Raw genomic sequence first — 13,654 nt, forward strand, 5'->3', positions numbered from 1 at the left:
GGATGGAATCAATGAGGATGCCTCCGAGGATCGCGCCGCCGAGGCCGTTGCCGCCTCCGCCGCGGCCGCCGTACATCCCGCCGCCGCCCCAGCCGCCCATGCCTCCGCCGAAGCCGTCCACGTCCTGCTGTGCCATCTGTGATGCCTGGGCCGCCAGGGCGTTGGCCTGCTGGGCGTAGGCGAGTGCGCTGACGGGATCGGAGGACTGCAGGGCAATGGCCTGGTCCAGGTTCCGCTCTGCCTCCGCGAGACGGGTCCGTGCCTCGCTGCCGACTCCGCCGCGGCGGGCACGGATGTAGTCCGAGGTGCCGGCGATCTGGGCCTGCGCGGACATGATCGTGTGCTGCAGGGCATCGCGGGCGCGCCGCTCCTGCTCCTGCCGGTCACGCAGGCCCTCGAGCGAGGCGTCCAGCTGGGCGTTGGAGGACTCCAGCCGTCCGAGCAGGTCCACCGGGTCGTACGTGCCGGCGCGTGCAGCGGCGACGGCGTCCAAGGCCTGCTCGACGCCGGCGATGGGGCCTGCCAGCGCCTGCTGCGCACCGTTTTGGGAGAAGGCACGGGCCTGGGCCAGGTCCTGCCGGGCGTCGGCGACGGCGCGGTCGAGCTCGGCCGCGGCGGCATCCAGCCCGCTTCCGGTCCGGTCGATGGCGTCAAGCAGGACATTGGCCTGGTGCACGCTCTCCTCCGCGGCCCGTACCGCCAGGACAGCAGCAGAGGTGTCGCCCTCCTGCAGCCGTTCCTGTGCGGTGTCCGCGGCGTTCTCCACGAAGGCCAGCCGTTCACGGGCCTGCTCAATATTGTCCCGAACCTGCACCAGTGCCGAGTCGCTGTACTTCGTGGCCAGTCCATCCAGGGCAGCCCGGGCGGAATCGAGGCGGGCAGAGGTCGTACGGGCGCTGTCCTGGGCCGCGGCGAGCGCGGCCGGAGCGTTCCGTTCAAGCTCCCGCAGGGCATCGAAATCTTCCTTGTGCGCCTGCAGCGAATCATTGACTGCTTCGCACCGGCGGATGATGTCCTTGAGCCAGGCTCGCTGCTGCTCCTCGGTGTCCGGGATCTCGTCATCGAGCTGCTGCTGCATCTTGAAGGACTCGCCCATGTGAGCCCGCGCTACGGCGAGGTCGTCCGTGAAAGTGGAGACGGCGTCGTCACCGTACTGCGCTGCCGCGAAGGCGAGCTCCTGCTCGCTGGACTTGATGGCGTCGTCTGCTGCGATCAAGAGGCTGCCGGCCCGCTTGCGGAGTTCGGGAACGCTCATGGCATCCAGCGGATCCTGGGGAGCCGTTTCCTCGCGGGTGGCGATCGCACCCTTCTTGCGGGACCGGCTGCGGACCAAAGCGAACACGGCAAAGGCGCCAACCAGCACTACGCCGGCCACGATAAAGGCCGGGGCGAGGCTGCTGCCGCCCCCGGCCGAGACCTCGCCGCTGCCGCCTTCGGCAATATCCTCGAGCGAAGCCGCAGCGTTGACGGCGGCCGCTGTCCAGTCTTCGGAGCTGATGTTCTGGTTCCCCAGGAGCGGTTCCTGAGCGGCCTGGAGCATGGCATTGCGCTTGGCTTCGTTGAGCACGGACTGGTCGCCGGTAGCAACTTCCATCTTGCGCTCGACGGTGGCGATGCTGAGCAGTGCTTCCTTCGAGCCCATGTCCTTGCCTGTGACGACGTCCCGGGTCCAAGCCGAGGGATCCGTGGGGTCGGTAAAGCTGTCCACGAAGACGACGTACAGGGTGTACCCGGTACTCTTCTGCACGTCAGTGACGGCCTGCTGTACCTCGGCTGTCCCGCCACCGAGCGAATCGTTGGTATCCACGACGTATTGGCCTGGTGGGATGGTCACCGGCGGCTCCGCGTGAGCAGCAGACGGTGCGAAGACCGCCAGGGCGCTCAGTGCCAGCACGGCTGCAAACCGCTTCGTCCTCAACCGCATAAATCGTTTCCTTTGTCTGTCCTGTTATGCGGTCTGTCCGCAGCACAGGCTATGGTTCCGGCTCGGGCAGGTGTCCGGGTAGCTGGACCGGGCGATATGGCTTTGATTCTATGGGGGGCCTAACCGCACCGTCCACCACGAAACCGTATCCCATGAGCCTGAATGTTCGCCTTGACTGTCCGTGGCTATCCTCGGCTGACGTGGGTGGACGCCGAAGTGTGTCCACGGCCGGGCGGCACCCGCATGCCCCTGCGCTTTCGGGAAATTCCCAGCTGACTTCCAGAAAGCTTGTGCCTCGGTCACAGACTCCCCTGTCATAGTGGATGGGTCGATACTTGTGGGTACACCGAATTTCGAAAGGACGGCCCATATGAGTGAGCACTATGGGGGCAGCGAAGGCCCGCAGCGGCCGTTGCCTCCCCGTCCGCCGGTACCGCCGTCGTCTTCCTCCGGGTCCGAGGGGAACCGGGAGCACGCTGCAGCGGACACTACCCGTCTGCCAGCCCCCGGCGGCGCCCACGCTGCCGGCCCGTCGGGCAGTGCAGGCTGGGCAGGCGGCCAGGCCGCTCCGGGCCCCGCGCCGCAGGCCGGCGGGGCAGGCAGCCCCCAGGGGAATGTGTTCTACGGGCCGCAGCCCAGCGATCCGCCCCGGCAGCCCGGCTACCCGTCGGGCGGGAACTGGGGCAGCGGCTACGGCAGCGCCGGCGCTCCCGGAACGGATGGACGGCGCCGTTACGGGACCGGAACGCTTGTCACCGCAATGCTCGTGGCGGGCCTGCTCGGCGGCGGTGTCGCCGTCGCTGCAGACGCCGTGATGGACAACGGCAACAGGACTGCCGGAACCACCGGACAGTCCCAGACTGTCGTGGTCAACGACCAGGACAACGTCAACGCGATCACTGCCGCGGCGCTCAAGGCTTCACCGAGCGTCGTGACGATCGAGGTCTCGGGATCCGGTTCCTCCGGTTCCGGCTCGGGAATCATCCTGGACGATGAGGGACACATCCTCACGAACACCCATGTGGTGACCCTCGGCGGGACCGTTGCCAGCCCCACGATCGAGGTGCAGACCGAAGACGGACGCGTGCTTTCAGCCACCGTCGTCGGAACTGACCCGCTCTCCGACCTCGCGGTCATCAAAGTCGACAGCCAAGACCTCACCCCGGCAACCCTGGGGGACTCCGGCGACCTGAACGTGGGCGACTCTGTCCTGGCCATCGGTGCGCCGCTGGGCCTGGCCGGAACGGTCACGGACGGCATCGTTTCCACCTTGAACCGCACCATCAGCGTCCAGTCCTCTGCGGCCCCGGAATCGGACACGGACTCATCCCCCCAGGATGACGGGTTCGGTTTCCGGTTCGCTCCGCCGGACGGATCGTCCCAGGACCAAAGCTCAGCGTCCTCATCGATCTACCTGAACGTGATCCAGACTGATGCCGCGATCAACCACGGAAACTCCGGGGGTGCCCTGGTGAACACGGACGGCGAGGTGATCGGTGTCAACGTGGCCATTGCTTCGGCCTCGTCAACCAGCAGCGGCGAGGACAGCGGAAGCATCGGCGTGGGATTCGCCGTGCCGGCAAGCTACGCGCAGCGGGTAGCCGATGAGATCATCGAAAACGGCTCCGCCACGCATGGTTTCCTGGGGGTTTCCGTCACTCCGGCCACGGGTTCGGGGTCTTCCTCTTCCTTCACCATCGGAGCGCAGATCGCTGACAACCCTGCCGGCGGAACCCCTGCGGCCCAGGCCGGGCTGCAGAAGGGGGACATTGTCACGTCGGTGGACGGCATCCCCATCACCGACGCGCAGTCGTTGACGGCTGCCGTCCGGATGCAGGCTGCGGGCAGCAAGGTCACCATCGACTACGTCCGTGACGGCCAGCCGGAAAGCGTCGACGTCACGCTCGGCGACTCGGCCGACCAGTAGCCGCACCGCAGACCGTCCTCCCGGCCCCCCCGCCCCCCGCCCGCCGGGCCCGGGCGCCGTCTGTACCGGGCTAAACAGCGCCCGGCCCCAACGCGGAAACCATATTCGGTCCCGCTGCCGTTCGGGCCCGGGGGCGGCGTGTGATTAGCTTTAATCTGTCGCCGCCGACGGGCGGGGGATGCCGGAGTCCAATCCGGCGGAATCTTCCTACAGGAAAGGCCGGAATGCAGGAGTCAGCCAACGGGCCGCTGAACATTGTTGTTTTGGTGAAACACGTCCCGGACACGCAGTTTGACCGCCGGCTCGCCGGACCGGACCATACCCTGGACCGTTCCGAGAGCATTCTCGCCGAACTGGACGAATATGCCCTCGAAGCAGCGCTGGTGCTGGCCGAGGAACGCGGCGGGGAGAAGCGCGGCAATACCGTCACCGCCGTCACCATGGGACCGGCGGCCGCAGTGAATGCGGTGAAGAAGTCCCTCCAGATCGGTGCCCATAAAGGAGTGCACCTCAGCGATGAGGCCCTCGAGGGCTCTGATGCCGCTGCGACGTCGCTGGCCCTTGCCGCCGTCGTCAACTACCTCAACGCCCAGGCACCGGTTGACCTCGTGATCACCGGGATGGCCTCCACCGACGGAGAAACCTCCCTGGTCCCGGCACAGCTCGCAGAGCGGCTGGGGTACGCCCAGCTGACTTTCGCCTCCGAGCTCGAAACGGTGGCTTCGCCCTCGGGACCGGTGCTGCGCGCCCGGCGGGACGGCGACTCCTATTCTGAGGTCATTGAAGCCCCGCTGCCTGCAGTGGTCTCGGTGACGGACCAGGCCAACGAGCCGCGCTACCCCAACTTCCGCGGCATCATGGCAGCCAAGAAGAAGCCCGTGACTGTTCTCTCGCTGTCCGACGTCGGAGTGGACGCTGCGCAGGCGGGCAAGGACGGATCCTGGACATCGGTGGCCGCTTCGGCGCCGCGTCCGCCGCGCGGAGCCGGAACCATCATCACCGACGACGGCGATGCCGGCGCCAAGCTCGTGGACTTCCTCGCCTCCCAGAAACTTATCTAGCACCTTCCTTCCGGCGCTGCCGCGCCCGCACCCCAAGGAGAGGCCCCATGGGCTCCGTACTTGTCTTTCTCGATGTCCCGTCCCTTCCACTGCCCCGGGCGTCCCGGGAACTGCTGGCGATCGCCGCTGCGCTCGGGGAGCCGGCGGTAGCGTGCCCCCGCCCGCTGTCCGCCGAAGCTGCCGCTGAGCTGGCCGGCTTCGGAGCAGTCCAGATCTACGAACCCAGCCAGCCGCTGCCGGATGTGCTGGTCGCTGCGAAGGCGGCCTTCCTGACCGAAGCAGTCCGTGCAGCCTCGCCTGAGGCCGTGTTGCTGGGCAACTCCTTCGAAGACCGCGAAGTAGCCGCACGCACAGGCATCAAGCTGGGCTCCGGCGTGATCACCGATGCTGTTGCCGTGGCACCGGATCTCTCCGTGACGAAGTCCGTGCTCGCGGGCTCCTACACCTCCACCTGCCGGGTGGAAACCGGGGTCCCGATCATTACGGTCAAAGCGAATTCCGTCGAGCCCGCAGAGCCAGGGACACCGGGAGTGCCTGAACGGAGCCTTGTCACCGTCCCGGAGACAGGTCCGGCAGCAGTAGTGGTGGAGCGCTCCGAAAAGCGCGTGAGCGGACGGCCGGAGCTGTCCGAGGCGCGCGTTATCGTCGCCGGCGGCCGCGGAATGGACGGCGACTTCACCCCCGTGGAGGAGCTGGCCGACCTGCTCGGCGGTGCCGTGGGAGCATCCCGTGCTGCTACGGACGCCGGCTGGATCGAGCACTCGGCGCAGGTTGGGCAAACCGGCAAGACCGTCTCGCCCCAGCTGTACATTTCCGCCGGTATTTCGGGTGCCATCCAGCAGAAGGCAGGTATGCAGACGGCGAAGGTGATCGTGGCCGTGAACAAGGACCCTGACGCTCCGGTATTCGAAATCGCTGACTTCGGCATTGTGGGAGACGTCTTCTCGGTGCTGCCCCGGGCGTCCGAGGAGATCCGGAAGCGGCGGGCATGACGGTTTTCCCCGAGGGGACCCGGGTGAACCGGGTCCTCGCCTTCGCGGCGCACCCTGATGACATCGATTTTGGAGCTGCCGGCACCCTGGCTAAGTGGTGCGCGCAGGGAGCCGAAGTTTCCTACTGCATCATGACCGACGGTGACGCCGGAGGGTTTGAGCCGGGGGACCGCGACGGCGTCACTGCCCTGCGCAGCAGCGAACAGCGTGCAGCGGCGGACATCGTGGGGGCAGGCGAGATCCATTTCCTGGGGGAGAAGGACGGTTTCCTGGCCGTGAACCATGACGTGGTGGGCCGTGTCGTGGAGCTGATCCGCCAGGTCCGTCCCGACGTCGTGCTCTCCATGCACCCGGAACGGAACTGGTCACGGATCCAGGCAAGTCACCCGGACCACCTGGCCTGCGGGGAAATTGTCACGCGCGCCGTCTATCCTGCGGTGGAAAACCCGTTCGCCTACCCTGAGCTGGCCGCCCGCGGGCTCGAGGCTTTCAAGGTGCCGTGGCTGTGGTTCTACGGCGCGCCGCGGGAGCGGGAAAACCATGCTGTGGACGTCACTGCAGAGCTGGACCGCAAGCTCGCCGCCATCCGCGTGCATGCCAGCCAGCACCCGGATCCTGAGGGCATGGACCGCTCGGTCCGCGGCTTCCTGCAGGATAATGCGCAGCGGCACGCCCTGCCGGCGGGAACCAGCGCCGAAGTCTTCCATGTGGTGGGAGTGAACACTCCCGCCACCATCGCCGGCTTCTAGGGCTTGACCGCGGTCACAATCAGCGTGTCCGCGTTCAGGGTGTAGTCCTCGCCCAGCTCGGCCAGGAAAGCTTCCTTGACCTTTTCTGCTGCTGCCGGGTCTTCCGGCAGCAGCAGGCGCATGGCGCTGCCGAGGACCACAGCCCAGGCGAGTTCCGGGTTCAGCTGGACCGGAACGGGCGTGTGTGCGGCCTCAACCTGTTCCAGGCCCAGCTCCCGGAGCCACGTCGTGGCCTTCTCGGGGGTATTGATCGAGTTCATGTTGTCCCTGGCACCCGTGGTGGCCGGGGCGCCGTCGCCGGCGACAGCCGCGCAGTGCCGGTAAAGGATGCCGGCGAATTCCGTGAGCGACCCGTCAGCCCAGGTGGTCAGTGCCAGCCGTCCGCCGCTGCGCAGCAGCGAAACGAGGTGCCGGACACCGGCATCCATGTCAGGCAGGAAAAACACGGCATAGCCGCACAGCACTACGTCGTACTGCGTGTCCGGCTGCCAGGCCAGGATGTCGGAGCGGTGGAAAGCGACGTTGTCCAATGAAAGGGTCCCGGCCTTCCCCCGTGCGACGTCCAGCAGGTCTGCGGAGATATCCACGCCGTCGACTGCCCCGTCAGGGCCCGCGCTCTGCGCTGCCGGGATGGTGATTGCCCCGCCCCCGCAGCAGGCATCCAGGACCTGCTCGCCGAGGTGGACGTCGGCAGCTGCGACCAGAGCGTTGCCCATGGGGTTCCACAGCGACGGTGCGAGGCGTTCGAAATCCGCGGCACCGGCATCAAAGGCGGATTCAAGGGGATGCTGCTCGGGCATAGGGGATCCTTTGGTTTAGAGCCGGGCACCTGCGAAACCGTGCTGACGCCAGGCTTCGTAGACAGCGATGGACGCGGAGTTCGCCAGGTTCAGCGACCGCAGGGAGGGGAGCATGGGCAGACGGACCCGTGCCGTGACATGCGGATCATTCTTGACGTCCTCTGGAAGGCCGACGGACTCCCGGCCGAAGAGGAGGACGTCGCCGGGCTGGTAGGCAATATCCGTGTAGCTCGTGTCACCGTCGGAGGTGAACGCGAAGACCCGCTCCGGGGCCAGCGCTTTCCACGCCGCCTCCAGGTCCGGGTGGACATGCAGGACTGCGAGGTCGTGGTAGTCCAGCCCGGCGCGGCGCAGCTTGGAGTCTTCGAGCTCAAACCCGAGGGGCTCCACGAGGTGCAGCTCGGCCCCGGTGATCGCGGCAAGGCGGATCGCGTTGCCGGTATTGCCCGGGATTTCAGGAGTGTGGAAGAGGATGCGGAACACGTCTTTATCCTATGCCCGCATCAGGGCTGGGCTGACGCATCAATCAGCGCACCCAGCGCCGGGAGCAGGACGGTATTGGGCTGCGGGCCGGTGCTGAAGAAGCGGCGAAGGTCCCTCAGCAGGGTTCCGGGGTTCACGACGTCGACCGGCGCGGAGGCGGGCAGGTCCGGCGGGGAATCGATGATCGGTTCAAAGGGATTGCCGTTGGGGCTGTGCAGCACCAGCCACCCTGAGACCAGCTGGTCCGGGAACCTCTCCTGCAGGGTGCTGACGGCGTCCGCCAGCCGCAGGGAACCGACAGCGTGCCCGCGGTGGCGCAGCTGCACCCCGTCCCAGTAGTAAGCGCCCGGGGAAGAGAGCAGTGAATCGATCACGGCGATCCGGTAGCCGCCCAGCAGCACGTGGCCAATATCCAGCGACCCGCCGCGCGGACCGGAATCGGGAATGTGCAGGCTGTTCACCAGGCGGCCCGCCGGATAATCGGGAAGCAGGGAGTTCGCCAGCAGTCCGATGGTCAGGTTCTCGGCGTCGAACCTGGCTCCGGCGGAGGAACCCATGCGCTTGAAGAGCCCCGGACGCACCGGCTCTCCGTTGACCTGCCGGCCGATCATGGCCAGCGGAATGGCCGGCGGATTCTGCGGGGAGAAGTCCGGCACGAAAACCGGGGACTTGCCGAAGTCCGGATTGGGTGCGGGGCGGCCGGGAGCGGCGGCTGCCGCTGAGGCTGCCGGGCGCACCGGGGAACTTCCGGAGGGAACTCCCGCTGTTCCGGCACGGCGCAGGCGGAGGTCATAGGCGCTGCGCTGCTCCGGGTCGGAAAGGACCTGGTAGGCCTCCGAGACCAGATGGAAACTCTCGCTGCTGCCGCCGTGGTCGGGGTGTGTGTCCCGCGCGGCACGCCGGTACGCAGACTTGATCTGCTCAGCGGTGGCCGACTGCGTGAGTCCCAGAACCTCATACAGCGTTTGGGCTGGGGGAGTCACTGCTGTTCCTTTCGGTAGCATGCCGGTGCCGCTGCGGACCGGATGGTCCTCGGCTGTCCGGGTTCCTGCCGCTGGTGCCTGATACCTATAACGCTGCAGTGGCCGATTCGGTTCGCTGCCCAGTGGAGAACCAATTCTAGCCCGTGGCCGGGGAACAACCCGCTAGAATTGTCTGGTGCCCGTGTACCTTGACCACGCGGCGACCACGCCGATCTCGGCTTCGGCCCTCGCCGCACTCACCACTGAACTGAGCCGCAGCGGCAATCCATCTTCGCTGCACGGCTCCGGCCGGCGTGCCCGGATGGTGGTCGAGGACTCGCGGGAAACCCTGGCCGCGGCGCTGGGCTGCCATCCTTCGGAAGTCATTTTTACCTCCGGAGGAACCGAAGCCGACAACCTGGCCGTCAAGGGGCTGTACTGGTCCCGCCGGGATGCCGACCCGCAGCGCACCCGGATCCTGTGCTCTCCGGTGGAACACCACGCTGTCCTGGACACGGTGGAATGGCTCGCAAAGCATGAGGGGGCCACCGTGAGCTGGCTTCCGGTCGATTCCGACGGCGTTGTTCCGCTGGAGGCAGTGCGGCAGGAACTGGAGGCGCACGCCGCAGAGACCGCGCTCCTGACCGTGATGTGGGCCAACAACGAAGTGGGCACTCTCCAGGACATCCCCGCCCTGGTGGAACTGGCCCACACCTACGGCGTTCCGGTGCATTCCGATGCCGTGCAGGCGTTCGGGGCCGTGCCCGTGGACTTCCGGGACTCCGGACTGGACACCATGGCCGTCAGCGGGCACAAGATCGGCGGGCCGGTTGGCGTTGGGGCGCTGGTCGTCGGCCGGGCCGTGAAGCTCACACCGGTGCTGCACGGCGGCGGACAGGAGCGGGACATCCGGTCCGGAACACTGGACAAACCCGGCATCGCGGCGTTTGCCGCTGCCGCGCGTGACGCCACCGAGAACCTCGGTGAGGAAAGCCGGCGGCTGCGCACGCTGCGCGACTACCTGATCAGCGCCGTCGAACGCGTGGTGCCCGACGCCGTCCTGCGCGGAGCGCGCGACGACGAGGAAGGCACCCGCCGCCTGCCGGGAAACGCCCATTTCACTTTCCCGGGCTGCGAGGGGGATTCGCTGCTTTTCCTTCTCGATCTGGCTGGCGTAGAGTCGTCCACCGGCTCGGCCTGCACTGCAGGCGTTCCCCGGCCTTCGCACGTACTGCTGGCCATGGGACTCACCGAGACCGAGGCCAGGGGAGCCCAGCGTTTCAGCCTGGGGCATACATCCACGGCCGAGGACGTTGATGCCTTGATAGACGCGCTGCCCGAGGCCTATGAACGGGCCAAGAAGGCCGGCATGGCCGGCAGCGAAAGCAGCATCCGAACAGCAGGGACAGGTTTTACTTCATGAAGGTTTTGGCAGCAATGAGCGGCGGCGTCGATTCAGCCGTGGCCGCAGCACGGGCAGTGGAGGCAGGACACGACGTCGTCGGGGTCCATCTGGCGCTCTCCCGCATGCCCGGGACGCTGCGTACCGGCAGCCGGGGCTGCTGCACCATCGAGGACTCCCGCGATGCCTGGCGTGCGTGCGACATCCTGGGCATTCCCTACTACGTGTGGGACTTCTCCGAGCGGTTCAAGGAAGACGTCGTTGATGACTTCGTCGCCGAATACGCCGCCGGGCGCACCCCCAATCCCTGCATGCGGTGCAACGAGCGGATCAAGTTCGCCGCGCTGCTGGAGAAGGCGCTCGCCCTCGGGTTCGATGCCGTCTGCACCGGGCACTACGCCAAGGTCATCACCGACGCCGACGGCAATCCGGAACTGCACCGCGCTGCAGACTGGGCCAAGGACCAGTCCTACGTCCTGGGCGTGCTGACCCATGAACAGCTCAAGCACGCGATGTTCCCGCTGGCCGACACTCCGTCCAAGGCAGAGGTCCGGGCAGAGGCGGAACGCCGCGGACTCTCCGTTGCCAACAAGCCGGACAGCCACGACATCTGCTTCATTCCCGACGGCGACACCCGGGGCTGGCTCGAGGAACGCATCGATATGAGCGAGGGTGAGATCGTCGATCCCTCCGGTGAAACACTCGGCACGCACCCGGGCGCCAACGCCTTTACCGTCGGCCAGCGCAAGGGACTGAAGCTGGGACGTCCCGCCGCGGACGGCAAGCCGCGTTTCGTACTGGAGATCCGGCCCAAGGAGAACAAGGTCATCGTGGGCCCGGAAAAGCTCCTGGACATCGACCAGATGCGCGGCATCAAGGTCTCCTGGGCCGGCCTGCCGATCCGGGAAGTCGAAACCGGCGAAGTCTTCGAATGCACTGCCCAGGTCCGGGCACACGGGGATCCCGTGCCGGCGACTGCCTGGATGGAAACCGGGCCTGAAGGCCGCAGCGAACTGGTGGTCCGGCTGAATGAGCCGATGCGCGGCGTCGCGCCCGGCCAGACCGTCGTCATTTACCAGGGCACCCGGGTCCTGGGCCAGGCGACCATCGATTCCGCCCGCTCGCTGGAATGGGATCCAACCGCAGTCTCCTGAAAGGGCGCGCCGAAGCGCCCCGGCGTAACCTGGAATCGAGTCCCGGCGGCTGGACCTAAACTGGTGGAATGAGTACTGCACCAGCCGATGATTTCGACCCCAAAGCCAGCTCCCTTTCGGGAAAAGTGGCGGATGAGGTCATGGCCGAACTGCTGGCCATGCGCAGCAGCATAGACAACATTGACGCAACGCTTGTCTATCTGCTGGCGGAGCGCTTCAAGGCGACCCAGCGGGTGGGGCATCTCAAGGCCGAGCACCGCCTTCCTCCGGCCGATCCGGGGCGGGAAGTCGCACAGATCGCCCGGCTGCGCCGCCTGGCTGAGGACGCCCACCTGGATCCCGCGTTCGCGGAAAAGTTCCTGAACTTCATCATCAGTGAAGTCATCCGCCACCATCAGGCAATTTCCGAGACCCGCAACGGCGGAAGCAATGCAGCCGGAGCCTGACCGCGGCGCGGTGTCCGTTCCTGAACCGTCAGGGGTCACTGCGACCGCTGCCGGCGCCTGGCCGGGCAGCGACCCGGTGGAAGCAGCCAAAACCATCCGCGGCGAACTCGGGGATCCCCATCTTCCGTTCCTCGTGGAACTTCCCCAGCGCGGCATCGGTGCCGATGCGGCCGGCCGAACCGCCTCAATGCTCGTTGACCTTCCCGTTGACCTGCAGCCGCACGGCTGGCGGTTAGTGGACCGTCCGGGGATGGACCAGCGGCGGGCGGTATCGCTGCTTTCACGCGACATCAACGCGCTGGCCGACGTTATCGGCGAAGAGGAAGACCCGGGCAGCGAGCTGAAGGTCTCCCTGCGGGGACCCCTGACGCTGGCTTCGGAGCTGTACCTGCACAACGGTGAACGCGCATTGTCCGACGCCGGAGCCCGCCGTGAGCTGACAGAGTCGCTGGCCGCGGGGGCAGCCGGCTTTGTGGAGCGGGTGGCGGCTGTGTCCCGCGGCGCATCACTGGTGGTCCAGCTGGACGAACCGGCCGTGGACAAGGTCCTTGGCGGGCGGATCCCCACTGCCAGCGGCTACCGGACGCTTCGCCGGGTGCCCAATCAGGAAGCATCGATCCTGTGGGCCATGGTTCGGGACGCGCTCTCGGAGGCCGGTGCGGCGCAGGTCATCATCAACCTGCCTGCCGCCGGACACGGCAGCCCGGAATCCGGGCTGGACCTGGCCCTCGGGGCCGGTGCCGACGGCGTGGCCCTGCCGCTGCGGCGCCTGACGGACCGGGACTGGGAAGGCATAGCCGAAGCAGTTGAAGCCGGAAAACAGATCTGGCTCAGCGCGCTCCCGCTGCCGGCTCCGGGTGCCGAGCCCAGGCAGGTCACTGCCCTGGTGGAGGACATTACGCGCGGCTGGACCCGGGTGGGCCTGCCGCTGCGCGATCTTCCCGCCCTTCGGGTCATGCCCGACGGCGATCTGGCAGAGCTGGCTCCGGCGGCGGCACGGCGGGTGCTGGAACGTCTGACCCAGACTGCGTCGGCCCTGGACCAGCTGGCGGCGGAAAGCTAAAGCGGCTAGAGCCGTCTCTCCCACTTTTCCGGCTCCACGTCCGGCGGCAGCACGCCGTCGAACTCCCGGTACCCGTAGGTAAAGCTGCCGTCGTAGACAAAGACTGTGCCGAGCTGCCGCTGCCGGACCAGCGTGCGGATCCGGAAGCGGCCGGAGTCCTCGTCCCACCACTGCTCAGCGTGGGCATCGGCGCCCGCCAGCACGGGCACGGGGATGCGCAGGCGTCCGAGGAACAGCCTGGTATGCGGGGAATGCATGTGCATCCTGCCGTCGCCGGAGACGGCCAGGGTCAGATCGGTGGCGAGGTTCCGGCGCCGTCCGACATAGTCCGTGAGTCCGGCGGGGGAGGTCAGCGACGTCGTGTCTTCAAAGATGCGTTGTCCGCCGTCGAAGCGGAAGCTGCGCACAGCGGTCAGCGACGAGCGGCCGAACGGATCGCGGTGGGCATAGTTGCGGATGGTGAACGGAACATTTCGGCCGAAATCCGGAAAGAACGCGTTCCTCACCGGCAGGGCTGAGAATAACGGACGCAGCGCCGGGCGCGGACTGCCCGCTACCTCGAACGTCCCCGCCCCCAGCCCGTAGCGTCCCTCATCCGGCTGCAGCGAGAAATAGTCCTGCAGCTGGGGCTGGAGCTTGTCGAATTCTGCGCCGAGCGCACGGCGGTACAGGGACCCTTCGCTCATGCCTC

13 protein-coding genes are annotated in these 13,654 nt (G+C 67.2%); 8 read left to right on the top strand and 5 right to left on the bottom strand.

Annotated features, from left to right (window positions below; all coding sequences use genetic code 11):
* Positions 1–1,924, bottom strand: a 1,924-nt coding sequence (locus tag TVB01_RS13265; RefSeq protein WP_422456378.1) for a TPM domain-containing protein, incomplete at its 3' end; no start/stop codon positions are given.
* A 370-nt stretch (positions 1,925–2,294) separates the two neighbouring features.
* Between TVB01_RS13265 and TVB01_RS13270 the strand changes: the two genes are divergently transcribed.
* From TVB01_RS13270 to TVB01_RS13285, 4 genes are all read left to right on the top strand, one after another.
* Positions 2,295–3,851, top strand: a complete 1,557-nt coding sequence (locus TVB01_RS13270) for a S1C family serine protease (protein WP_422456379.1) — start codon at positions 2,295–2,297, stop codon at positions 3,849–3,851.
* A gap of 224 nt (positions 3,852–4,075) precedes the next feature.
* Positions 4,076–4,912, top strand: coding sequence for an electron transfer flavoprotein subunit beta/FixA family protein (locus tag TVB01_RS13275; RefSeq protein WP_422456380.1), 837 nt, complete (start codon positions 4,076–4,078; stop codon positions 4,910–4,912).
* A gap of 47 nt (positions 4,913–4,959) precedes the next feature.
* Positions 4,960–5,904, top strand: a complete 945-nt coding sequence (locus tag TVB01_RS13280; RefSeq protein ID WP_422456381.1) for an electron transfer flavoprotein subunit alpha/FixB family protein — start codon at positions 4,960–4,962, stop codon at positions 5,902–5,904.
* Entirely contained in the window at positions 5,901–6,653 is a 753-nt protein-coding gene (locus TVB01_RS13285) for a PIG-L deacetylase family protein (protein ID WP_422456382.1), read from the top strand. Before TVB01_RS13280 ends, TVB01_RS13285 begins: the two co-directional genes overlap by 4 nt.
* On the opposite strand, the gene TVB01_RS13290 is transcribed toward TVB01_RS13285, so the two are convergent.
* From TVB01_RS13290 to TVB01_RS13300, 3 genes are read right to left on the bottom strand one after another with little or no spacing between them, the layout of a single operon-like run.
* The gene (locus TVB01_RS13290; RefSeq protein ID WP_422456383.1) at positions 6,650–7,453 is read right to left on the bottom strand and encodes a class I SAM-dependent methyltransferase; all 804 of its coding nucleotides are present in this window, start codon (positions 7,451–7,453) and stop codon (positions 6,650–6,652) included. The genes TVB01_RS13285 and TVB01_RS13290 overlap by 4 nt on opposite strands.
* A 15-nt stretch (positions 7,454–7,468) precedes the next feature.
* Positions 7,469–7,936 (bottom strand): tRNA (cytidine(34)-2'-O)-methyltransferase, encoded by a 468-nt coding sequence (locus TVB01_RS13295; protein ID WP_422456384.1) that lies wholly within the window; start codon positions 7,934–7,936, stop codon positions 7,469–7,471.
* Between the two features lie 20 nt (positions 7,937–7,956).
* The gene (locus TVB01_RS13300; protein ID WP_422456385.1) at positions 7,957–8,919 is read right to left on the bottom strand and encodes a J domain-containing protein; all 963 of its coding nucleotides are present in this window, start codon (positions 8,917–8,919) and stop codon (positions 7,957–7,959) included.
* A gap of 175 nt (positions 8,920–9,094) precedes the next feature.
* On the opposite strand from TVB01_RS13300, the gene TVB01_RS13305 reads away from it, so the two are divergent.
* From TVB01_RS13305 to TVB01_RS13320, 4 genes are all read left to right on the top strand, one after another.
* On the top strand, positions 9,095–10,321 hold the full coding sequence (locus TVB01_RS13305; protein ID WP_422456386.1) for a cysteine desulfurase family protein: 1,227 nt from the start codon (positions 9,095–9,097) through the stop codon (positions 10,319–10,321).
* Entirely contained in the window at positions 10,318–11,454 is a 1,137-nt protein-coding gene (gene mnmA / locus TVB01_RS13310) for a tRNA 2-thiouridine(34) synthase MnmA (protein WP_227894478.1), read from the top strand. The genes TVB01_RS13305 and mnmA overlap by 4 nt, the downstream gene beginning before the upstream one ends.
* A gap of 68 nt (positions 11,455–11,522) precedes the next feature.
* On the top strand, positions 11,523–11,900 hold the full coding sequence (locus TVB01_RS13315; RefSeq protein WP_422456387.1) for a chorismate mutase: 378 nt from the start codon (positions 11,523–11,525) through the stop codon (positions 11,898–11,900).
* Entirely contained in the window at positions 11,884–12,963 is a 1,080-nt protein-coding gene (locus TVB01_RS13320) for a hypothetical protein (RefSeq protein WP_422456388.1), read from the top strand. Before TVB01_RS13315 ends, TVB01_RS13320 begins: the two co-directional genes overlap by 17 nt.
* A 5-nt stretch (positions 12,964–12,968) precedes the next feature.
* On the opposite strand, the gene TVB01_RS13325 is transcribed toward TVB01_RS13320, so the two are convergent.
* Positions 12,969–13,649: a DUF4166 domain-containing protein gene (locus TVB01_RS13325; protein WP_422456389.1), complete on the bottom strand. Its 681-nt coding sequence runs from the start codon at positions 13,647–13,649 to the stop codon at positions 12,969–12,971.
* Positions 13,650–13,654: the final 5 nt, after the last annotated feature.

It is taken from the genome of Arthrobacter sp. 7Tela_A1 (genome assembly GCF_049311065.1).
GTDB lineage: Bacteria > Actinomycetota > Actinomycetes > Actinomycetales > Micrococcaceae > Arthrobacter_B.

What these genes read in the sequence shown, in the direction of transcription:
- TVB01_RS13270 (WP_422456379.1), top strand. Translation starts at nt 2,295, where the DNA reads ATGAGTGAGCACTATGGGGGCAGCGAAGGCCCGCAGCGGCCGTTGCCT.
- TVB01_RS13275 (WP_422456380.1), top strand. Translation starts at nt 4,076, where the DNA reads ATGCAGGAGTCAGCCAACGGGCCGCTGAACATTGTTGTTTTGGTGAAA.
- TVB01_RS13280 (WP_422456381.1), top strand. Translation starts at nt 4,960, where the DNA reads ATGGGCTCCGTACTTGTCTTTCTCGATGTCCCGTCCCTTCCACTGCCC.
- TVB01_RS13285 (WP_422456382.1), top strand. Translation starts at nt 5,901, where the DNA reads ATGACGGTTTTCCCCGAGGGGACCCGGGTGAACCGGGTCCTCGCCTTC.
- TVB01_RS13290 (WP_422456383.1), bottom strand. Translation starts at nt 7,453, where the DNA reads ATGCCCGAGCAGCATCCCCTTGAATCCGCCTTTGATGCCGGTGCCGCG.
- mnmA (WP_227894478.1), top strand. Translation starts at nt 10,318, where the DNA reads ATGAAGGTTTTGGCAGCAATGAGCGGCGGCGTCGATTCAGCCGTGGCC.
- TVB01_RS13315 (WP_422456387.1), top strand. Translation starts at nt 11,523, where the DNA reads ATGAGTACTGCACCAGCCGATGATTTCGACCCCAAAGCCAGCTCCCTT.
- TVB01_RS13320 (WP_422456388.1), top strand. Translation starts at nt 11,884, where the DNA reads ATGCAGCCGGAGCCTGACCGCGGCGCGGTGTCCGTTCCTGAACCGTCA.
- TVB01_RS13325 (WP_422456389.1), bottom strand. Translation starts at nt 13,649, where the DNA reads ATGAGCGAAGGGTCCCTGTACCGCCGTGCGCTCGGCGCAGAATTCGAC.